Here is a 21001-nt window from a genome sequence, read left to right as displayed (position 1 = left end):
GCGGTCGTCCGGCCGGTTCCACCGGTCCCCGTCAGCCGCGTACGAGCCGCCGGGCCCTGCGGCGCAGGCCCAGCAGGACCGCTCCCGCGCCCAGGCCCGCGGCTCCCGCGATGGCGCCGTCGCGCGCCCAGTCCTCCTCGGCGGCGACGGGGGCCGCCGGCGGCGGGGCGGCGGCCGGGTGGGGGAGGACGCTCCGCGCCTCGTGCGCCACCGGGCGCAGCCCGTCGAGCGAACCGACCGGGTCGACGTGCCCGGCGGCGTCGAAGCCCCAGTCGAGCAGGGCGCGCGCCTCCTCGTACACCTCGAAGCCCTCGCCCTCCTGAGGGTTCATCACCGTCACGATCAGGGTGCGCCGGCCGTGGTGGGCCGCGGCGACCAGGGTGTTGCCCGCGTTGGTGGTGTAGCCGTTCTTGACGCCGATGAGGCCGGGGTACGGTTCCACCCCGTCGGCGCCGGTGAGCAGCCGGTTGGTGTTCGCGATCTCGAAGGTGCTGCCGCCGTTGCCGGGGAAGGCGGTCTCCACCGTGGAGCAGTAGCGGGCGAAGTCCGGGTTGCGCAGCCCGGCGCGTCCGAACACCGCCAGGTCGTACGCGGAGGAGACCTGGCCGTCGGCGTCGTAGCCGTCGGGAGAGACGACATAGGTGTCCATGGCGCCCAGCGTGCGGGCCTTGGCCTGCATCTGCCGGGCGGTCTGGGTCCAGCCGCCGTTGAGCGCGGCGAGCACGTGCACGGCGTCGTTGCCGGAGTTGAGGAAGACACCGTGCCACAGGTCGGACACCCGGTAGGTGTGGCCCTCGACCACCCCGACCAGGCTGCTGCCCTCGCCGATCCCGGCCAGCTCCCTGGCGCTGACGGTGTGCTGGATGCCGCTGGGGAAGGAGGGCAGCACGGTCAGCGCGAACAGCGTCTTCAGCGTGCTGGCGGGCGGGAGTTGCTCGTGGGCGTTGTGCGCGGCGAGGACTTCGCCGGTGCCCGCGTCGGCCACCACCCAGGACAGCGCGGAGACGTCGGGCGTCTCCGGTGCGCCGGAGCGGAGGCGGACCTGCGTGCCCTCGCGCCGCAGCAGGGCGGGCTGCGGCACCGTCGCGCTCGGCCGCCCCTGCGCCCCGGGATCCGTGCCGGACCGGCCTTCCGCCGCGACCGGCGAGGTCACTATGAGCATGCCCGCCGCACAGACAGCGCAGGTCGATACGGCAGCCCGAAGAGAGAATCCGATCGTCATATCGCAAACGTAGGGACGGTTCGGCACAGGCGTGACCTTGCCGGGGGCCGAACGGGGCGACGAGCACTCGGATGCCCTAGCTGCCACGGCCGTTCGGGTCGGGGGCCGCACGGCGGGCGGGGGCCGTCCGGCGCTGAGCCGTCGAGTCGTCGGGCCCTCCAGCCCTCCAGCCCTCCAGCCCTCCAGCCCTCCAGCCGTTCAGCCGTTCAGCCGTTCGGTCGTTCAGTCGTGCGGCAGAGTCGGCTGGACCTGGCGCAGGAACGCGGCGTTGTCCGGTGTCCGGCGCAGCCGCTCCAGCAGGGTCTCCAGACCCGACTGCCCCTCGCGGCTCAGCAGGGCACGGCGCAGCCCCCGGGTGGCCGTCAGCTCGCCCGGGTTCAGGAGGAGTTCCTCGCGCCGGGTGCCGGACGCCTGGATGTCGACGGCCGGATGGATCCGGCGGGAGGCGAGTTCGCGGTTCAGCCGCAGCTCCATGTTGCCGGTGCTCTTCAGCTCCTCGAAGAAGAACTCGTCGGCGCGGGAACCCGTCTCCACCAGCGCGGTGGCCAGAATGGTGAGCGAACCGCCCTCCTCCGCCAGCCGCGCGGCCCCGAACAGCCGCTTGGGCCCGTGCAGCGCGCTCGCGTCCACGCCACCGCTGAGGGTGCGGCCGCCCGAGGCGGCGGCGTTGTTGTGGGCCCGGCACAGCCGGGTCAGGGAGTCGAGCAGGAGGACGACGTCCTCACCGGCCTCCACCAGGCGCTTGGCCCGCTCCACGACGAGTTCGGCGAGCGCGATGTGCTGCTTGGGCGTCCGGTCGAAGGTGGAGGCGTAGACCTCCCCGTGCACCGAGCGCACCATGTCGGTGACCTCCTCGGGCCGTTCGTCCAGGAGGAGGACCATCAGCCGGCACTCCGGGTGGTTGCCGGCGACGGCGGCGGCGACCTGCTGGAGCAGCACGGTCTTGCCGGTTTTCGGCGGGGCCACGATCAGTCCGCGCTGCCCCTTGCCCACGGGTGCGATCAGGTCCGCCACCCGCCCGGTGAGACCGGCGGCCGGGTGTTCGAAGCGGAGCCGCTCGCGCGGGTGCAGGGGCGTCAGATCGTGGAATCCGCGGCGGCCGTGCGATTCACCGGGGGCGCGGCCGTTCACGCGGGCGACGCCGGTGACGGTGTGCTGCGCCCCCTGTACGGCGTCGACCAGATCGCCCTTGCGCAGGCCGTGGCGGCGGATCAGGGCGGCGGGAAGCTGGGGATCGGCGGGCAGGGGCAGGAGGTCGGGGCCGCGCAGACGGCCCTTTCCGCCGGACTCGATGTCCAGGACACCGGTGACGAGCCGGGCGGCCGCTGCGGGCCGCTCGTCCACCGGGGGATGGTCGAGGGTGACGGTCATGGGCGGTGGTCCTTTCACGGACGGGGACAAAGGGCACGGAAGGTGCGGGAAGGAGAAGAGCCACGCGGGGAGATGCGGGGCACGGCCCGGACACCGCGGGCGGAACCAGCACCCCGGTTCGGGGACCGGCCGGCGCGCGCTGCGCGCTGCCCGGTGGCCCACGAGGTGGCGGCGGGAAGCTGAGGAGCCGGTTGCGACGGCCGAACGGCGTACGCCTCGGAGCATCAGCTGAGATGAGAAAGGTGGAGAGAGCGCACCGGCGCCCACGGAACGGGGGCGAGACTCAGGTGCTTCTCGCAAGGTAACACGCTCGCCCCGGCGTGGCCACCCCCTCCGCCGCACCCGTGACGGCGCCGGGTGCCGGCCCTGCCCCGCGGTGGCCCGGGACCGTGTCCGGGGGACCGGGCCGGCTCCGGGGGGCTAGGCTGACGTGGATGTTCAGCCCGGAAGGTCCCACGGTCCGTGAACTCGCCGTGCAGGCGCTGTCCTCCGTCGAGCGCGGCTACGACCTGCTCGCGCCCAAGTTCGACCACACCCCCTTCCGCACCCCGGACGCGGTGCTGGACGCGGTGGGGTCCGTACTGGAGCGGACCGGGCCGTACAGCGACGGACTGGACCTGTGCTGCGGCACCGGCGCCGGGCTCGACATGCTGCGGCGGGTGTGCCGCACCTCGGTGACCGGGGTCGACTTCAGCGCGGGCATGCTGGACGTCGCCCGGCGGCGCGCCGGGCGGGCCACCGAAGCGGGGGCCACCGGCGCGGGGGACAGCGGCGTGGGGAACAGCGGCATGGGGGACACCGGGCCCCGGGTCTCCTGGGTGCGCGGTGACGCGCGTGCCCTGCCGTTCACCGCGGCCTTCGACCTCGTCGTCAGCCTGGGCGCGCTCGGCCACTTCGTCCCGGCCGAACTGCCCCTGCTCTTCGGGCGGGTGAGCGCCGTGCTGCGGCCGGGCGGGGTCTTCGCGCTGCCGGTGTTCGCGCCGCCCCCGCCGTGTTCGCGGGCGTTCTGGACGCTGCTCGGGTTCGACGCGGTGATGCGGGTGCGCAACGCGGTGTGGCGGCCGCCGTTCGTGATGTACTACCGCGCGTTCCGCTTCGGCGACGTGCTGCGCGAGTTGGAGCGGGCCGGGCTCCGTCCGGAACTGCACGCGCTGCCCGGATTCGGCCGGCGCGCCGACGGCAGCCCACGGGCGCGGTTGATCGCGGCCCGTCGGCTGCCCTGAGACGGATGGCCGCCCCGGGACGGGCGGCTGCCCCGAGGCGGAAGGTTTCCTCTGGGCGGACGCGTCACGGCTGACGGCGCGGGGCGTGGCGCCGGGGTGGCTCAGCCCGCCGCCGGCAGCGTGAACTCGTAGACGAGCGCGTCCTGTCGGGCGTCCACCACGAGGTCGGTGATCTCCAGGATGCGGGCGTACTGGTCGTGCACACGGCGGGTCACGCGCACCGAGGGGCCGTCCGCGAGCCGGGTGATCGTGTCCCGGTGGTGCAGCGTCAGGCCGGCCCGGCGCATCCAGTCGTAGGTCCGGCGCAGTTGGGCGGCGCACGAGCCGTCGGCGCGGTCGCGGTAGCGGGCCAGTTCGTCCACCTCGGCGAGCGCCACGGCGGAAAACGATGTCACCGCCGTACGCAGTCCGGAGCCGTCCGCCGTCGCCGAGCGGTAGCGGTGCACGAGGGTCGGGCGCAGCGGTGCGATGCCCAGTTCCGCCGCGTGCTCCGGCGGCGGGGCCTCCCAGGCCACGGTGGCCCGGTCGCAGGCGTCGGGGGCGGCGGAGCGGGCCCCCACCGGGAAGTCCAGGTAGGTGGACGACTCGACGGGCAGTCCGGTCAGGGTGGCATGGGTGCCGCGCCGGTCGGTGCTGACGAGCCCGTCGCGCCGCAGCACCTCCAGCGCCTGGCGCACGGTCTCCCGGCTGACCCGGAAGTGCGCGGCCAAGTGCCGCTCGCTCGGCAGCCGTTCGCCGGGCGGAATGGTGCCGGCGCGCAGTTCGCCGAGCAGTTGGGTGGCGATTCTCCAGTAAAGGGGCCGTCCCTCGCTCGCTCCTTCGGTCGTGGGCCGGTGGTGGGGGGTGGTGCGGGCCATGCCGCGCCTCCTGTTGATGACGTACGGTAGCCGTGTGGGCTCATTGCGCCACCACATCTACCATTGGTCTAAACCAGTCGGAAGATGGTTCGCGCAGTTCGACCGAAATCCGCCCACGCCGACCCTTTATCGTCGCCCCGGCGGGCCCTGGGCAGGGCCCGCTCGGGCGTGTCCGGCCCGCTCATGCGCCGGTCCGCGGCCGGTTCGGCGGGTCGGTCCTCCGGTGCGGGCCGCACGCGTCCGCCACGAAGGCGGCGTCGTACGCCCTCGCTGTGTCCGGCCCCGCGCCGGCCGGACCGCGGCGGACGCCGGGGCCGGGCGTGCGGAGTTCGTCGAGCGGGGGGTCGAACCGTGACATCGGCGCCGCCGGGGGGAAGAGACGTACAAACGATGATCACAGCGTACGGGGCGGGCCGGAAGCCCCCGCGGGCAGGATCGCGCCATCGGCGCACAGGGATCTGAACTCGCTTACGGGGGTGCTCTGTTCGGGCCCGCGGCGGGCTCGGCGGCCGGATCGGGAGGGTCCGGCCTCCCCCGGTGCCCACAGGGCGGCCCGCCCGTCCACCGGGAGCACGCCGCCCGTCCGGGCGCGCGCCGCCCATCGTGACGGCCGTGTGAACTCTGCGCCCGGACCCGCGCCGCCGGGAATAGCCGTCCGGTGATCCTCCTTGCAGGTGGCGTGCCGACCGCGGTCGCCTCCGCGGCCGGTGGACGTGCAGACGGCGAAGGAGAGTGGGAGCGATGGCGAAGGCGTACGTCTTCACCCGGTACGGCGGCCCGGAGACGGAGGCGCTGGTGGACATCGACCGGCCCCGGCCCGGTCCCGGCCAGATCCTGGTCGCGGTGCGCGCGGCGGGGGTGAACCCGGTCGACTGGAAGCTGCGCGACGGATTCCGCCGTCCCGGCGACACCGGCGAGCCGGTCTTCCCGATCGTCTTCGGCAGTGAGGCGTCCGGCGTGGTCGAGGAGGTCGGCGAGGGCGTCACCGGCTTCGCCCCCGGCGACGAGGTCTTCGGCAACGCGGCGGCGGGCGGCTACACGCAGCACACGCTGCTGTCCGCCGCGGTGACCGCGCACAAGCCCGCCGCGCTCTCCTTCACCGACGCGGCCACCCTGCCCGTCGCGGCGGCCACGGCCTACGACGGCCTGCGCCAGCTCGCCCTGCCGGCCGGGGCGACCGTGCTGGTCACCGGCGCGGGCGGCGGAGTCGGCTCGGCGGCCCTCCAGATCGCCCGCGCCTTCGGACTGCGGGCCGTGGGCGTGGCGAGCGCGGGCAAGAAGGACTTCGTCGAGTCGCTCGGCGCGGTGCACGTGGCCTCCGGGCCCGGCTGGGCCGAGCGCGCGCGGACGGCCGTGCCGGACGGGATCGACGCTGTCTACGACCTGATCGGCGGCGAGGTGCTGAAGGACGCGGCGGGCCTCCTGGCCGACCGCCGCAAGCTGATCACCGCCGGGGCCCCGCCGCAGGAGGTCGAGGCGCTGGGCGGGGAGTGGGTGCGGCGCGCCCGGACCGCCGCCGTCCTGGACGAGCTGGCGGGCCTGGTGGTCCGCGGCACCCTGGACCCGCACGTCACCCTGACCTTCCCGCTGGAGCGGGCCGAGGAGGCGCTGCGCGCCGTGGAGGACGGGCACGCCCGCGGCAAGGTCGTGATCGAGGTCGCCGCGTGAGCGCGCACGGCGGCGCGGCGTCCGCCGGGACCGGCGGACACGTCCTGGACAACCCGGCCCTGGCCGCCCTGACCGGACCGCACGCGCACCTGGCCGAACGGCGCGGCCGGGTGCTGCGCTATCCCGTGGACGTCTCGCCCTGGCTGGCGCTGCCCGACGAGCCCGACGACGCCGACTGGGCCGACCTCGCCGCGCTGGCCGGGCCCGGCGCCGAGGTCCCGCTGCCCGGGTTCCGGGGCGAGGTCCCGGCCGACTGGGAGATCACCTTCCAGGTCGAGGGCGTGCAGCTGGTGGACGACGGCCTGGCCGCCGCCCCCGACCCGGAGGCGGTCCGCCTCGGCCCCGCCGACGTACCGGAGATGCTCGCCCTGATCGCCCGCACCGAGCCGGGCCCGTTCCTGCCGCGGACCATCGAGCTCGGCACCTACCTGGGCATACGCCGGGACGGGGCGCTCGTCGCGATGGCGGGGGAGCGGCTGCGCCCGCCCGGGTACACGGAGATCAGCGCGGTGTGCACGGATCGCGCGCACCGGGGCCAGGGCCTGGCGAGCCGGCTGGTCCTGGCCGTCGCCCACGGCATCCGCGAACGCGGCGACATCCCCTTCCTGCACACGGGCGCGCAGAACACCGGCGCCATCCGGCTGTACGAGTCCCTGGGCTTCCGGCTGCGGCGCCGCACCGCCTTCCTCGCGGCCCGCACCCCGGAGCGGCTGGGCGAGGGCCGGGCGGCCGTGCCGGTCGGCTAGGCCGGGCCGCCGGGCCAGGTCCGGCCGCGGTCACGTCCCGCCGTCCGGGCCGCAAGCCGTTCCGGCCCCGCCGTTCGGGCCGCAGTCGTTCCCGGTCCCGCCCGCCGGTCGCAAGCCGTTCTTGGCCCCGCCCCCCGCCGGTTCAGCCGGCGGCGGGCGGGGTCCAGCCGTTGTAGCGGGTGAGGTAGTCCGCGAACCGCCGCAGATCCTCCTCGGGCCAGTCGGCCAGCCGCTCCCGGAACGCCGCCCGGCGGCTGTCGGTCACCTGGAGGAGGAGCTGCCGTCCGGCGTCCGTGAGCTGAAGCACCTGGACCCGGTGGTCCTCGGGGTCCAGGAGCCGTTCGATCAGCCCGGTGCGTTCCAGCGCGGCGACCTGGCGGCTGACCGTGGACTTGTCCAGGGCGTAGTGCGCGGCCAGATCGGTGGCACGGCAGCCGCCGCGCTCCTCCAGATGCCCGAGCAGCGTGTACGACACCAGGGACAGCTCCGGGTGCATACGGCCCGCCGACGCCCTGGCCCGCCGGGCGAACACGGTCATCTCGCGCTGGATGGTCTCCACCGCGCTCTCCGGCCCCTGCGCTGCTGTCACGGAATTCCTCCCCGTCCGACTCTGGTTGTATAGTACAACTGAAATAAGAGTTGTAATTGCCAACCATTGGAGGACGGGAGCGATGAGGTCGCCCGCGCTGCGCCATGTGCTCATCCACCTGGTCACCCCGCTGCTGATGTGCCTGGGCATGGGGCTCGCCTACCTGGGCGCCTTCGTGACCCCGGAGCCCCACCACCTGCCCGTCGCGGTCGTCGGCACCGGCCCGCAGGCCAAGGTGTTCGCCCAGACGGTCAAGGACGCGGCGGGCGACCGGCTCGACGTCCGCACGGTCGGCAGCCGCGAACAGGCCGTCGCCCTGCTCACGTCACGCGACGTCGACGGCGCCTATGTGCCCGGCACCGGCACCGGCACCGGCAGCGCCGATGCCCCGGAGCTGATCGTGGCGAGCGCCGGGTCCGACATGAGCGCCACCGCCGTGGAGAAGGTCTTCACGCCCGTCGCCGCACGGCAGGGACTGCCGCTGAAGGTGACCGACGTGGTGCCGCCCGCCCCGCACGACCCCACGGGCCAGGGCCTGTTCTTCCTGCTGGTCGCGCTGAGCATCGGCTCGTACGCCTCCGTCGCCGCCCTCGGCGCCGCGGGCGCCGCCCTCCCGATGCGGGTCCGCGCCCTGCTCACCGTCGCGGTGTCCGCGGTGGTCGCCGGTCTCGGCGCCCTGCTGGCGGGCCCCGTCTTCCACCTCGCGCCGCACGGCCTCGCCGGGATCTGGGGCATGGCCTGGCTCTACTCCGCGGGCATCCTCTTCATCGGCGTCGGCCTGCACACGTTCCTCAAGCGCTGGACCACGCTCACCATGATGGTGCTGTTCGTGATGCTCAACTTCACCAGTTCCGGCGGCCTGTTCCGGCCCGAGTTGCAGAACGGCTTCTTCGGCACGCTGCACGCCTTCTGGAACGGCGCCGGATTCGTGGAGGGCGCCCGCGGCCTGCTCTACTTCGGCGGCGACGGCCTCGGCCGCCAGCTGTGGACACTGGCGGGCTGGCTGCTGCTCGGCCTGGCGGTGACCGCGCTCGCCGCGGCGTACGAGCGGCTGACCGCGCCCGGCTCCCGGGGCGCCCACGCGGCCGGCGGCCCCCACGGCGCCGCCGCGGCCGCCGCACCCACGGGCCGGGAGACCGCCGCGGACGCCGTCGAGGCGGAGGCCGAGGAAGAGGCCGAGGAGGCGGTCGCCGTCTGAGGCGTGGGGTAGGGTGACTGCGGCCGTGGACGTTCCCGGCCGTGGGAGACCGAGGAGGTGAGACCCATTACCGCTCTGTCAGGTCGGGTGCTCTCCTCCCACCGGGGCGCGGATCACCGCCGGTAGGTGACCGCGGGAGCACCCTTCGGCTCCCGAAAGGTCTCGGCTCTCCATGCCTGAACTTCCCCTTCCGTCCGACCCGTTGCCCGCGCCGCCGCACCGACGCGCCGCAGTGGTCGCCGCGTTGCGCGCGGCCGGCTGTGTGTTCGCCGAGGACGAGGCGGAGTTGATCCTCACCACCGCCCGCACCCCGGGCGAGACCGCCGCGCTCGTCGAACGGCGCGCCGCCGGACTGCCGCTCGAACACGTCCTGGGCTGGGCGCTCTTCCACGGTCTGCGCGTCGCCGTGGAACCCGGGGTCTTCGTGCCCCGCCGCCGTACCGAGTTCCTGGTCGACGAGGCCGTGGCCCAGGTGCCGGACGCGTCCGTCGTGGTGGACCTGTGCTGCGGCTCGGGCGCGGTGGGCACCGCACTGGCCGGTCTGCTCGGCCCCGTCGAACTGCACGCCGCCGACATCGACCCCGCGGCGGTGCGCTGCGCCCGCCGCAACGTCGGCCCGGCGGGCGGCCGGGTGCACCACGGCGACCTGTACGCGGCACTCCCCGCGGACCTGCGCGGACGGGTGGACGTCCTCGCCGCCAATGTGCCCTACGTCCCCACCGGCGAGGTGCCCCTGCTCCCGTCCGAGGCCCGCGACCACGAACCCCCGGCCGCGCTCGACGGCGGCGCCGACGGCCTCGACGTCCTGCGCCGGGTCGCCGCCGGGGCCCCGGACTGGCTGGCCCCGGGCGGCTGCCTCCTGGTCGAGACGAGCGAACGCCAGGTCCCCGCCGCCCTGGCCGCGTTCACCACCGCCGGCCTCACCCCGCGCCTGGCCACGTCCGAGGAGCTGTACGCCCACGTGGTGGTGGGCACGCGGCAGCGCTGAACCCGGCGCCCGGCGCCCGGCGGTGCGCGGAAGCCGGACCCGGAGCCGTGGTCCAGGTCAAGCCTGCCCCGGCGTCTGGGCGCGGGCGACGAGCAGGGCCACGTCGTCGTGGTTGTCCGGCTGGCGGAGTTCGCGCAGGAGGAGGTCGCACAGTTCCTCCAGGGGGCGCGGGGTGTCGTCGAGGAGGGACAGGAGGAGGTCCAGCCGCTCGTCCAGGGGGTGGCGGCGGGTCTCGACCAGGCCGTCGGTGTAGAGGACCAGGAGATCGCCGGGTTCGAGGCCGACGGTGGTGGTGGAGAAGGCGACGTCCCCGACACCGAGCGGTACTCCGGTGGGCAGCTCCAGCAGTTCCGGTGCGCGGCCCGGCCGGATGCGGGCGGGCGGCAGGTGTCCGGCGTTGGCGATCCGGCACTGGCGCAGCCGGGGGTCGTGGACGGCGTACAGACAGGTGGCGATGGAGTGGTCCAGGCCGTCGGTGATGCGGTCCAGGTGCTCCAGCAGGCGCGCCGGATCGAGGTCGAGGGAGGCCAGGGCCTTGGTGGCGGTGCGCAGCCGCCCCATCGTCGCCGCCGCGCCGATGCCGCTGCCCATGACGTCACCGACGACCAGGGCCGTCTTGTCGTCCTCCAGGGGGATCACGTCGAACCAGTCGCCACCGACCTCGGTGGTGGCCCCGGCCGGCTGGTAGCGGGAGGCGACCTCCAGGCCGCCGGTGACGGACGGGTGGTGGGGCAGCAGGCTGCGCTGGAGGGTCAGGGCGGTGTCGCGGGCGTTCTGGTACCAGCGCGCGTTGTCGATCTGCACGGCCGCGCGCGCGGCCAGTTCCCGGGCCAGCAGGACGTCGTCCGCGCTGAAGGGGTGCGGATCGCGGGTGCGTTTGAGGTCCAGGGCGCCCAGCACCTCACCGCGCGCGATCAGCGGCACGGCCAGGTAGGAGTGCACACCGGCCCGGCTCAGCAGCACGGCGGCCTCGGGGGAGCGGGCGATGTACGCCAGGTCCTCGTCCTTGACCTCGGCCACCAGCACCGGCTCTCCGGTGCGCACACACCGGGTGACCAGGCGGTCGGGGCCGTAGCGGGCGATCTGGCCGGGCGGGTCGGCGGCCTCCAGGGCGTCCGCGGCGTGATCGGCCCGCACCGCGAGGGCGCGGATCACCGCGGCCTCGGCGGGCCCCAGCTTGCTGTGCCGGCCCGCGACGACCGCTTCCAGCAGGTCGACGGCGGCGACGTCCGCCAGTTCCGGTACGGCGACGTCGGCCAGCTCCCGTGCCGTGCGGTCCAGGTCCAGGGTGGTGCCGATACGGGCCGAGGCGTCGGCGATCAGGGCGAGGCGCCGCCGGGCCGCCTCCGCCTCGATACCGGCCCGGTGCTGCTCGGTGACGTCCACCACGGACACCGCCACGCCCAGCACGGTGCCCACCGCGTCCTCCAGCCGGTACATCGACACCGACCAGGCGCGGTCGGTGTCCGGGTCCGCGGGTGTCCGGCCGACCGCGAAGACGTCGACGAGGGACTGCCCCGTCTCCAGCACCTGCCGCGCCGCCGACTCGACCGCCTCGGCGTCCACCTCCGCCAGGACCTCGGGGACCCGCCGGCCGATGTGCTCCTCGGCGCTGACGCCGTCGATCTGCTCCAGGGCCGGGTTGACCGACACATAGCGCAGCCGGGTGTCCAGGACCGCCAGGCCGATCGGGGACTGGGAGACGATCCGCGCCGACAGCGCCACGTCCCGCTCCAGGCGCCGTACGGTCGACTGGTCGGCCGCGAGCCCCAGCGCGTAGACGTCCCCCCGGTCGTCCAGCAGACGCATGTTGCGGAACTCCACCAGACGGGTGCTGCCGTCCTTGTGCCGGACGGGGAAGGCACCCGCCCAGCTCCGGCCGGTGCGCAGCACGTCGGCGAAGAGCTTGACGACCATCTCCAGGTGCTCCTCGTGGACCATGATCCGGGCGGCGTACTGGCCCAGCGCCTCCTGCGCGGAGTATCCGAACAGCTCCTCGGCCTGCGGGCTCCACAGCACGATGCGCCCCTCGGCGTCCAGCACGACCGAGGCCACGCGCAGCACGTCCAGCAGCCCGCTCGGCTGCACCGGGCCGGAGACCGGCTCGTCGCCCTCGGCCAGGGGGACCCCGGCTCCCGTCATCCCACGCACCGCCTTCGCCCGTTCACGCGGCCCGCCGTCCCGGTGCCGGCTCACCCCGTTGTACCGCGCTCCCGCTCCCGTCCGAGAGGGTCCGTCGCTACCCTCCACCATCTCTCAACACCTGGCAGGTCGTCCCGCCGAATCCGCCGGAAGGACCGCCCCCCCGAGCGGTGCTTTCCCGCGCGGAGTGCGGGTGGAGCGCCGCTCGCGGGGAACTCCGGTGCCGTGAAGCGGCGCGGCCACGAGAGGAGCGATCACGATGGACACCGAGCGAGAGCACCCCGAATCCGTCTCGCTGGAGCTGAGCGGGTGCAGCAAGGAGGACGCCCGGACCGTGTTCGACGCCCTGTGCGCCTGCTACGCGTCCGACCGGTGCGCGGACGACGTGCCCCGTGAGTTCCACGAGGTACGTCCGACGGTGTGGCTCGGCACCTTCGAGGTGGCCGAGTCCCCCAGGGCGGAGTGCGCTCCCACGCATCTCGACGCGTCCGTCACGGCGGACGCGCAGGGCGGCTACCGGGCGATCGACCACTTCCGTATGACGCTGGACTCCCTGTTCACGGTCCAGGACCTGGCCACGGCCTCCGGGGACCAGGAGCGGGAGCTGCACGTCCGGCTGGAGAGCCGCTGAGGTAAAGCACGCAGAGGAGAGAAAGCGGCGGCCCTGCACCCGTCCGGGTGAGGGTGCCTCCGCCGGGGGCGGTGCGCCCGCTTCTTTTGCAACTAGTTGCATAAAGCGCTCGGGGTCCTCTACAACTAGCGGGTACGCCACCACGCACGGAGGGCCCGATGAGCCGATACCCGCACCTGCTGAGCCCGCTGGACCTGGGCTTCACCACCCTGCCCAACCGCGTCCTCATGGGTTCCATGCACATCGGCCTGGAGGAGGCCGAGGGCGGCTTCGCGCGGATGGCGGAGTTCTACGCCGCCCGCGCGCGCGGCGGGGTCGGGCTCATCGTCACCGGCGGCATCGCGCCCAACGACGAGGGACGGCCCTACGAGGGCGGCGCCACGCTCACCACCGAGGCGGAGGCCGACCGGCACACCGAGGTGACCGCCGCCGTGCACCGCGAGGGCGGCCGGATCGCCCTCCAGATCCTGCACTTCGGCCGGTACGCCTACCACCGCGACCTGGTCGCGCCCAGCCCCCTCCAGGCGCCCATCAGCCCGTACGTGCCCCGCGAGCTGAGCGACGCCGACGTCGAGCGGACCGTCGACGACTACGTCCGCACCGCGCTCCTGGCCCGCCGGGCCGGGTACGACGGCGTGGAGATCATGGGCTCCGAGGGCTATCTCGTCAACGAGTTCGTCGCCGCCCGCACCAACCACCGCACCGACCGCTGGGGCGGCAGCCACGAGAACCGCATGCGCTTCCCGGTCGAGATCGTCCGCCGGGTGCGCGAGGCGGTCGGCGAGGACTTCATCGTCGTCTACCGGCTCTCCATGCTGGACCTGGTGCCCGACGGCTCGTCCCTGGACGAGGTGATCGCCCTGGCGAAGGCCGTCGAGGCGGCCGGCGCCACCCTCATCAACACCGGCATCGGCTGGCACGAGGCCCGCATCCCCACCATCGCCACCTCCGTGCCGCGCGGCGCCTACACCTGGGTGACGAAGAAGCTGATGGGCGCGGTCTCCGTCCCGCTCGTCACCACCAACCGCATCAACACGCCCGAACTCGCCGAGCGGCTGCTCGCCGAGGGGACGGCCGACATGGTGTCCATGGCCCGCCCGATGCTCGCCGACCCGGACTTCGTCGCCAAGGCCGCCGCCGGGACACCCGAGGCCATCAACACCTGCATCGGCTGCAACCAGGCCTGCCTCGACCACACCTTCAGCGGGCAGATCACCTCCTGCCTGGTCAACCCGCGCGCCTGCCACGAGACGGAACTCGTGCTCGCCCCGACCCGGCTGCGCAAGCGCGTCGCCGTCGTCGGCGCCGGACCCGCGGGCCTGGCCTGCGCGGTGGCGGCGGCCGAACGCGGCCACCGGGTCACCCTGTTCGACGCGGCGAGCGGGATCGGCGGCCAGCTCGACGTCGCCCGCAGGGTCCCCGGCAAGCAGGAGTTCGACGAGACCCTGCGCTACTTCCGCCACCGGCTCGCCGCGCTCGGCGTCGACGTACGGCTGGACACCCGGGTGCGCGCGGCCGACCTCGCCGGGTACGACGAGATCGCCGTGGCCACCGGGGTCACCCCGCGCACCCCCGACATCCCCGGCATCGACCACCCCAGCGTCGTCGGCTACCTCGACGTGCTCCGGGGCCTCGCCCCGGTCGGCGAGCGGGTGGCGGTCCTCGGCGCCGGCGGCATCGGCTTCGACGTCGCCGAGTTCCTGACGGACGGCGGCGAGCGGACGCACGAGGACCCGGCGGCGTACTTCCGCGCCTGGGGCGTCGACACGGACTACCGCGCACCCGGCGGCCTCACCGCGCCCGCCCGGCCGAAGGCGCCGCGCACCGTCCACCTGCTCCAGCGCAAGACCACCAAGGTCGGCGCGGGCCTGGGCCGCACCACCGGCTGGATCCACCGCACCGAACTGCGCCACCGCGGCGTCACCATGGTGCCGGGCGTGCGCTACGACCGGATCGACGACGCCGGGCTGCACCTCACCGTCGACGGCGCGAGCCGTGTCCTGGAGGTCGACACGATCGTGCTGTGCACCGGGCAGGAGCCGCGCCGCGACCTGTACGAGGAACTGCTCGCCGCCGGGCGTGCCGCGCACCTGATCGGCGGCGCCGACGTGGCCGCCGAACTGGACGCCAAGCGCGCCGTCAAGCAGGGCACCGAACTGGCCGCGGCCCTGTAGGACGCCCGTACCGCGTCCCTAGGATGACCGCATGTCACTGCCGCACGCCATCCTCACCGCCCTGCTGGAGAAGCCGTCGTCGGGGCTGGAGCTGACGCGCCGCTTCGACCGGTCGATCGGCTACTTCTGGTCGGCGACGCACCAGCAGATCTACCGCGAACTGGGAAAACTGGAGGCGGACGGCCTGATCCGCGCCCTGCCGTCCGCCCAGCCGGTCCGCGGGCAGAAGAAGAGCTACGAGGTGCTCCCGGCCGGCCGCGCGGAACTGGCCCGCTGGACGGCGGCGGCCCAGGAACCCAGGCCGCAGCGGGACGCCCTGCTGCTGCGGCTGCGCGCCGCCGCGGTGGTCGGCACGGCGGGCGTCGAGGACGATCTCAGACGCCATCTGGCGCTGCACGAGCGGCAGTTGGCGGAGTACCGGGAGATCGAGGAGCGTGACTTCCCGCCCGGCAGGGACAGCTCCCAGGACCGGCTGCGGCATCTGGTGCTGCGCGCCGGGATCGACCTGGAGACCTTCTGGACCCAGTGGCTCGGGCACGCCCTGGAGGAGTTCGCCGAGCTGCCCGACGGCGGCTGAGGGCGGTTGCCCCCGGCCGCGGCCGGTCAGAGCCGGTACGGGCCGGAGCGGCGGCGGCGCAGCACCCAGCCGGTGGCGATCAGGGCGGCCCCGACCAGGGCCCCGCCCACCGCGACCGTGAGGGTGCCGTAGTCCCGGACGGCCCCGCCGAGCCCGCCCATCACCCCGCGCGAGGGCGCGGCGGAGGCGGCCGGTGCGGAGGTGGCCGAGATCGTCGGCCGGGACGCGGCGGAGACCACGACGGACTGGGTGCCGGCCGTGATGTTGTTCGCGCACACCACGATCACGGTGTACGTGCCCGGCCGTACGCTCTGCCAGGCCGCCGTCTGGTTCGCGGTCGTCCCGGCCAGGGCGGAGCGGCGGCCCTGGGCGAAGCTCGTCTGCCCGGGGGCGAGCAGCGAGGCCGTGCCCCAGCCGCCCTCGACCAGGGTGCACGCGCTGGTGGTGACCGACACGGTGGAGCCGTTGGTGCTCACCGAGATGCCCGGTCCCGCGGCGGCCGGCTGGGCGGCGAGGGCGAGCGTCACGGCGGCGGCCGCCGCTGCCGGGGCGATGTGCGCGAGTGGCTGGGTGTGGCGCATGGGGCAGTCCTCCGGCGGCACGGTCGGCGGGCCGTCCCATGGGCCGCCGGAGACGCGGGATCGCCCGTGCCGTCTCCTCAGGGGCAGCCAACGCCCGCCCGGCGCCGCCCGCACGCGCGGCGCACCCGCTCGGGTGACAGGTCCTAGCCGCCGTCCGTCCCCGTGGTCACCGCCCGTTCGGCGGAGAAGCCGCCCCAGGTGCCGTCCGGGAGCTTCGCCCGCAGCCGCACCCGGTGGTGCGCTCCCGCGTCCCGGCCCAGGTAGAAGCTGTAGGTGGCCTTCCCGCGCGGGGGAGCGTCGCCCCACACCAGGGAGGTAGCCGGCTGCCCGTCGAGCTGGATCTGGTACTCCGTCACCACCCCGTCGGTGCGCGGCGCGACCCAGTCGAGGTCGAGGTAGTACGCGCCGTCCGCACGGTGGGTCGCGGCGTGGAACGAGGTCGGCGCGGTGCCCCGTCCGTCGTCGGATCCCGGGGTGGTGAGGGCGACGGACGCGCTGGCGGGGGAGAGGTTGTCGGCGGCGTCCCGGGCCCGCACGGTGAAGGAGTACCGGGTGCCGGGCCGCAGCCCGGTGACCACGGTCGCCGTCTGGCTCCCGCCCACGCTGTGGATCTTCGTGCCGCCCTGGTAGACGTCGTAGGAGACCACCCGCCGGTCGTCCCGGGCGGCCGACCAGGAGAGCTGGACGGCCCGGCTGCCGACCACCCGGCCGCGCGGATCGAGCGGCCGGGTCGGAGCGGAGCGGTCTGCCGCGACGGCCGCGGGCGTCGTCGCCCGCACCTCCCGGCTGCGCGGCCCGAGCCGCCCGGCGGTGTCCAGGGCCCGCACGGTGAACACATACGTGGTCGACGGGCTGAGCCGGGTGACGTCCACCATGTGCTCCGAGGCGGGCACGTCCTTCACCTTCTCGGTGCCGCGGAACACCTGGTACGCCTTGACGCCGGTGCCGGAGGTCACCGCGTTCCACATCACGTGCACGCTGGTGGCGCTGCCTGCCGCCGCGGTGACACCGGCCGGTGCCCCGGGGCCGCCGCCCTCCCCGTCGTCCGCTGCGCCCCGCCCGCAGGCCGTGAGGAGCGCGAGCGCCGCGCACACCGCGGCGACACGCCCGGGGAGGCGGGACCGGCGGGAATCGGGCTGCCGAACGCGTCGCACGAGGTGTGCCTCCCCGTCAACTGCGGCGCGGAGGGCCCGGACACCGCTGCGAACAATGGTCCGGACCAATATGCCGTGTTGACGGGGTCGCATCAAGAGGGCCGGGCCGGTCCTGCTCCCTGCGCGATTGCGTATGCTGAGGGACATCCCAGCCGAACTGCCCGGTCGTTCCAGGGGAGTTCGTGCCGTGGCGCGGACCGCTGTCGTCGCTGTTCCCGCGCCGGTGCGGGCGGCCGGGGGATCCGAGGCCCCGCGGCCCGGCCCCCGGCCGCCCGGCAGGTGTTACGGGCCGTGGGCCGTCCGGTCCCCTAACGTGTGCCGCACGATCGAATTCATCACTGATGAGATGAATGTCTGTCAATGTCCCCGAGGAGAGGGTTCCTCATCGTGCGTGTCCAGTCGCTGACCCTCGTCGCGGCGAGCGCCGCCCTGCTGGCTCCGACGACACTGCCCGTCGTTCCCGTGTCCCACCGGCCGCACCCGGAACCCGCGGCCCACGGCGAGAGCGGCACCGCCGCCGGGCTGCTGGCCCGTACGCGCCACTGCGCGCAGATCTCCCACGGCCGCTACCGCTCCGACGCGGGCGTGCGCGCCACGATCCCGGTCTGCGGACTGCCCGGCGCGGTGTACTGGAAGGCGGACCTGGACATCGACTGCGACGGACGGCCCACCCGCCGCTGCAACCGGCGCACCGACCCGCAGTTCTCCCCGGCCGCCGCCTACGCCCAGTCCGACGGCCGGCGCCTCGACGCCGAACACCTGCCCTACATCGTCCTGCCCGCCCCCAGCCGCGTCTGGGACCACCGCGACCACGGACTGCGCGGCGGATCGGTCGCCGCGGTCCTCTACCGGGGCCGGGTGCGGTACGCGGTCGTCGGCGACACCGGCCCCCGGGACGTCATCGGCGAGGCGTCCTACGCCGCCGCGCGACGGCTCGGCATCCCCGCGGACCCGCGCGGCGGCGGGGTGCGCTCGGGAGTGACGTACATCGTCTTCGAGAACTCCCGGGTCGACCGCATCGAGGACCACGCGGAGGCCGTGCGGCAGGGCGAGCGCCTGGTCCGGCGGCTGGTGGGCGCGAGCGCGCGGGTCAGGTGATCCCGGGGCGGGCCGGACCGCCCGCACGGGCACGACGGATCCGGACGGGGAGCCCCCGCCCGCCGTGCTCCCGTCCCGCGCCGGGCCTCACACCTTCCGGTAGGCGTACGCGTCCGCCGCCGCCGCCTCCACCGCGTCCAGGTCGGCTCCGGTGGCCGCGGTGACGACGGCGGCCACCGCGCCCTCCACGAAGGGGGCGTCCACCAGCCGGGTGTCCTCCGGCAGCTCGTCGCCCTCGGCCAGCAGCGCCTTGACGGTGAGGACGGCGCTGCCGAGGTCGGTCAGGACGGCGACCCCCGCCCCCCGGTCCACGGACGCCGCCGCCGCGGCGACCAGTTCGGCGCTGGTGCCGAGGCCACCGCCCTCCCGGCCGCCCGCGGGAGCCACCGGGACGTTGTCCGCCCCGCCCGCGAGCCCCCGCGCCAGCTCCGCCACCGAGGCGGCGACCTCGGCGCTGTGCGACACCAGTACGATCCCCACCGGCTTGTCGTCGCTCACGTCAGCCCTCCGCCCCTTCGGCCGCCTCGGCGAGGGCGGCGATCAGCAACGCCGACGAGGTGGCACCGGGATCCTGGTGCCCGATGCTGCGTTCCCCGAGATAGCTGGCCCGGCCCTTGCGGGCCTGGAGCGGGACGGTGTCCCTGGCGCCCTGCTCGGCGGCGGCGCTCGCCGCCGCGAACCCGTCGGCGAGCGCGTCCAGGGCCGGTACCAGCGCGTCGATCATCGTCTTGTCGCCCGGTGCCGCGCGGCCCAGCTTCATCACCCCGTCGACCCCGGACCGCAGCGCCTCGGCGAGCTGGGCCTCCGTCACCTCGGGGGCGTCGCCCAGCGCCTTGCCGGTACGGCGCAGCAGGGTCCCGTACAGCGGCCCCGACGCGCCGCCGACCTTCGAGATGAGCTGCTTCCCGGCGAGGGCCAGCACTTCGCCCGGAGTGCCGGGCCTCTCCTGCTCCAGCTCCTGGCGGACGGCCGTGAACCCGCGCTGGAGGTTGCTGCCGTGGTCGGCGTCCCCGATGGCCGAGTCGAGGTCGGTGAGCCGCTGGGCCTCACGGTCGACGGACACGGCGGTCGCCGTCATCCAGCGGCGGAAGAAATCGGCGTCGAGCACTGGTACTCCCTTGCGTGGTGGATACGCGTGGCGGATACGGTCGACGTGCCGGCGCGGGTCACAGGCCCCAGCGCAGGCCCGGCGTGTTCACGGGAGCGTCCCACAACCGCAGCAGTTCCTCGTCGATCTGGCACAGGGTGACCGAGGCGCCCGCCATGTCGAGGGAGGTGACGTAGTTGCCGACCAGTGTGCGGGCGACGGCCACCCCGCGCTCGGCGAGCACCCGGTGCACCTCGGCGTTGAACCCGTACAGCTCCAGCAGCGGGGTCGCGCCCATCCCGTTGACCAGCAGCAGCACGGGATTGCGCGGGTTCATGTCCTCCAGGATCGCGTTCACCGCGAAGTCCGCGATCTCGCCGGAGGTCATCATCGGCCGCCGCTCCCGCCCCGGCTCGCCGTGGATGCCGATGCCCAGCTCCAGCTCCCCGTCGGGCAGGTCGAAGGTGGGGCTGCCCTTGGCCGGGGTGGTGACGGCGCTCAGCGCGACACCGAAGCTGCGGGAGTTGTCGTCCACCTGCCGGGCGACGGCCTCGACCCGCTCCAGCGGCTGGCCCTCGTCGGCCGCCGCGCCCGCGATCTTCTCCACGAACAGGGTGGCGCCGGTGCCGCGCCGGCCCGCGGTGAAGAGGCTGTCGGTCACCGCCACATCGTCGTCGACCAGCACCTTCGCGATCCGGATGCCCTCGTCCTCGGCGAGTTCGGCGGCCATGTCGAAGTTGAGCACGTCGCCGGTGTAGTTCTTCACGACGAACAGCACACCGGCGCCGCTGTCCACGGCCGCCGCCGCCCGCACCATCTGGTCGGGCACCGGCGAGGTGAAGACCTCTCCGGGACAGGCCGCCGACAGCATGCCGGGACCCACGAACCCGCCGTGCAGCGGCTCGTGCCCCGATCCGCCGCCGGACACCAGCGCGACCTTCCCGGCCACGGGGGCGTCCCGCCGTACGATCACCCGGTTGTCCACATCGACCGTCAGCTCGGGATGGGCGGCCGCCATACCGCGCAGCGCGTCCGCGACGACGGTCTCGGCTACGTTGATCAACATCCTCATGAGCATCTCCCGGTGATCTGGCGGGCGTGGTGGGCCGAAGCACTCCTACCGGCAGTATCGGCCTTGCGCGAGCGAAGGTCACGTGTGGCGACCGCACAGGTGAATGGGGCAGCGCGTGGGGCAAACGGGTGCCCCGGCGCGGTGCGTTGCCGGTGGGCGGGCCGGGGCCGCCGCTCAGGGCACCCGCAGCGCCAGCGCCGCCACGTCGTCCTGCTGCCGGTCGCTCATCCGGGTGAGCAGTTCGTCGAGGAAGACCGGCAGGGGCTCGCGGGCCAGTGCGGTGGCGTGCTGGCGCAGCCGGGTCAGCCCGCGTCCGATGTCCTCGCCGGGCCGTTCCACCAGGCCGTCCGTGTAGAGGAGCACGGTGGACCCGGAAGGCAGTTCACAGGTCGCGGTGGTGCGGACGAGAGCCGGGTCCACACCGAGGACCGGGGCGCTCGCCTCCTCCAGCAGGACGGTACGCCCGTCGGGCCGGGCCAGCAGCGGCGGCGGATGACCGGCGTTGGTCCAGTGGAGTCGCCAGGGCGTGGTGGGGGTGGTGTCGGTGGTGGGGGTTTCGAGGCGGGCGATGACGGCGGTGACGAGTTCGATGCCGGTCAGGCCCTGCATGACGCGGTCGAGGC

The 21001-nt window shown here is 74.5% G+C and carries 20 protein-coding genes; 9 read left to right on the top strand and 11 right to left on the bottom strand.

Annotated features, from left to right (window positions below):
* Positions 1 to 31: 31 nt before the first annotated feature.
* A complete protein-coding gene (locus ACWDYF_RS28800; protein WP_389474575.1) occupies positions 32 to 1222 on the bottom strand; it encodes a D-alanyl-D-alanine carboxypeptidase family protein in 1191 nt (396 codons plus the stop codon).
* A gap of 222 nt (positions 1223 to 1444) precedes the next feature.
* Positions 1445 to 2593: a transcription termination factor Rho gene (gene rho / locus ACWDYF_RS28795; protein WP_381738092.1), complete on the bottom strand. Its 1149-nt coding sequence runs from the start codon at positions 2591 to 2593 to the stop codon at positions 1445 to 1447.
* A gap of 434 nt (positions 2594 to 3027) precedes the next feature.
* Between rho and ACWDYF_RS28790 the strand changes: the two genes are divergently transcribed.
* Positions 3028 to 3816: a class I SAM-dependent methyltransferase gene (locus ACWDYF_RS28790; RefSeq protein WP_389474578.1), complete on the top strand. Its 789-nt coding sequence runs from the start codon at positions 3028 to 3030 to the stop codon at positions 3814 to 3816.
* Positions 3817 to 3917: 101 nt separating this feature from the next.
* Here ACWDYF_RS28790 and ACWDYF_RS28785 read toward each other — a convergent pair whose 3' ends face one another.
* The gene (locus tag ACWDYF_RS28785; RefSeq protein WP_381738096.1) at positions 3918 to 4673 is read right to left on the bottom strand and encodes a GntR family transcriptional regulator; all 756 of its coding nucleotides are present in this window, start codon (positions 4671 to 4673) and stop codon (positions 3918 to 3920) included.
* Between the two features lie 741 nt (positions 4674 to 5414).
* Between ACWDYF_RS28785 and ACWDYF_RS28780 the strand changes: the two genes are divergently transcribed.
* Together ACWDYF_RS28780 and ACWDYF_RS28775 are read left to right on the top strand one after the other, a co-directional pair.
* A complete protein-coding gene (locus ACWDYF_RS28780; RefSeq protein WP_381738098.1) occupies positions 5415 to 6341 on the top strand; it encodes an NADP-dependent oxidoreductase in 927 nt (308 codons plus the stop codon).
* Positions 6338 to 7087, top strand: a complete 750-nt coding sequence (locus ACWDYF_RS28775) for a GNAT family N-acetyltransferase (protein ID WP_389474581.1) — start codon at positions 6338 to 6340, stop codon at positions 7085 to 7087. Before ACWDYF_RS28780 ends, ACWDYF_RS28775 begins: the two co-directional genes overlap by 4 nt.
* Positions 7088 to 7229: 142 nt before the next feature.
* Here the strand turns inward: ACWDYF_RS28775 and ACWDYF_RS28770 are convergent, their stop codons facing one another.
* A complete protein-coding gene (locus ACWDYF_RS28770) occupies positions 7230 to 7625 on the bottom strand; it encodes a MarR family winged helix-turn-helix transcriptional regulator (RefSeq protein ID WP_355485183.1) in 396 nt (131 codons plus the stop codon).
* 133 nt (positions 7626 to 7758) lie between these two features.
* Here ACWDYF_RS28770 and ACWDYF_RS28765 point away from each other — a divergent pair, with 133 nt between their 5' ends.
* Positions 7759 to 8874 (top strand): ABC-2 transporter permease, encoded by a 1116-nt coding sequence (locus ACWDYF_RS28765; RefSeq protein ID WP_389474583.1) that lies wholly within the window; start codon positions 7759 to 7761, stop codon positions 8872 to 8874.
* 172 nt (positions 8875 to 9046) lie between these two features.
* A complete protein-coding gene (locus ACWDYF_RS28760) occupies positions 9047 to 9862 on the top strand; it encodes a putative protein N(5)-glutamine methyltransferase (protein ID WP_381738104.1) in 816 nt (271 codons plus the stop codon).
* Positions 9863 to 9919: 57 nt separating this feature from the next.
* On the opposite strand, the gene ACWDYF_RS28755 is transcribed toward ACWDYF_RS28760, so the two are convergent.
* A complete protein-coding gene (locus tag ACWDYF_RS28755) occupies positions 9920 to 12004 on the bottom strand; it encodes a SpoIIE family protein phosphatase (RefSeq protein WP_389474585.1) in 2085 nt (694 codons plus the stop codon).
* 259 nt (positions 12005 to 12263) lie between these two features.
* Here ACWDYF_RS28755 and ACWDYF_RS28750 point away from each other — a divergent pair, with 259 nt between their 5' ends.
* The 3 genes from ACWDYF_RS28750 (at position 12264) to ACWDYF_RS28740 (ending at position 15386) form a co-directional block, all read left to right on the top strand.
* On the top strand, positions 12264 to 12635 hold the full coding sequence (locus ACWDYF_RS28750) for a hypothetical protein (RefSeq protein WP_381738108.1): 372 nt from the start codon (positions 12264 to 12266) through the stop codon (positions 12633 to 12635).
* A 158-nt stretch (positions 12636 to 12793) separates the two neighbouring features.
* Positions 12794 to 14809 (top strand): oxidoreductase, encoded by a 2016-nt coding sequence (locus ACWDYF_RS28745; RefSeq protein ID WP_381738110.1) that lies wholly within the window; start codon positions 12794 to 12796, stop codon positions 14807 to 14809.
* Between the two features lie 31 nt (positions 14810 to 14840).
* Entirely contained in the window at positions 14841 to 15386 is a 546-nt protein-coding gene (locus ACWDYF_RS28740) for a PadR family transcriptional regulator (protein WP_018570845.1), read from the top strand.
* A gap of 26 nt (positions 15387 to 15412) precedes the next feature.
* On the opposite strand, the gene ACWDYF_RS28735 is transcribed toward ACWDYF_RS28740, so the two are convergent.
* Complete coding sequence (locus ACWDYF_RS28735; RefSeq protein ID WP_381738113.1) at positions 15413 to 15967, bottom strand: hypothetical protein; 555 nt, start codon at positions 15965 to 15967, stop codon at positions 15413 to 15415.
* 143 nt (positions 15968 to 16110) lie between these two features.
* On the bottom strand, positions 16111 to 17121 hold the full coding sequence (locus tag ACWDYF_RS28730; protein WP_389474589.1) for a fibronectin type III domain-containing protein: 1011 nt from the start codon (positions 17119 to 17121) through the stop codon (positions 16111 to 16113).
* A gap of 387 nt (positions 17122 to 17508) precedes the next feature.
* On the opposite strand from ACWDYF_RS28730, the gene ACWDYF_RS28725 reads away from it, so the two are divergent.
* Entirely contained in the window at positions 17509 to 18219 is a 711-nt protein-coding gene (locus ACWDYF_RS28725) for a glycoside hydrolase family 75 protein (RefSeq protein WP_389474591.1), read from the top strand.
* A gap of 87 nt (positions 18220 to 18306) precedes the next feature.
* Here the strand turns inward: ACWDYF_RS28725 and ACWDYF_RS28720 are convergent, their stop codons facing one another.
* From ACWDYF_RS28720 to ACWDYF_RS28705, 4 genes are all read right to left on the bottom strand, one after another.
* On the bottom strand, positions 18307 to 18717 hold the full coding sequence (locus ACWDYF_RS28720) for a PTS-dependent dihydroxyacetone kinase phosphotransferase subunit DhaM (RefSeq protein WP_018570841.1): 411 nt from the start codon (positions 18715 to 18717) through the stop codon (positions 18307 to 18309).
* A 1-nt stretch (position 18718) separates the two neighbouring features.
* The gene (gene dhaL, locus ACWDYF_RS28715) at positions 18719 to 19327 is read right to left on the bottom strand and encodes a dihydroxyacetone kinase subunit DhaL (protein WP_389474595.1); all 609 of its coding nucleotides are present in this window, start codon (positions 19325 to 19327) and stop codon (positions 18719 to 18721) included.
* 58 nt (positions 19328 to 19385) lie between these two features.
* Positions 19386 to 20378 carry a dihydroxyacetone kinase subunit DhaK gene (gene dhaK, locus ACWDYF_RS28710; RefSeq protein WP_381738120.1) on the bottom strand — a complete coding sequence of 331 codons (993 nt, stop codon included), beginning with the start codon at positions 20376 to 20378 and terminating at the stop codon, positions 19386 to 19388.
* Between the two features lie 174 nt (positions 20379 to 20552).
* The coding region (locus ACWDYF_RS28705; RefSeq protein ID WP_389474597.1) for a PP2C family protein-serine/threonine phosphatase at positions 20553 to 21001 on the bottom strand (449 nt) is incomplete at its 5' end.

It is taken from the genome of Streptomyces sp. NPDC003284 (genome assembly GCF_053589675.1).
Note: the sequence above shows the minus strand (reverse complement) of the source record. Positions and strands in the feature narration are given on the sequence as shown.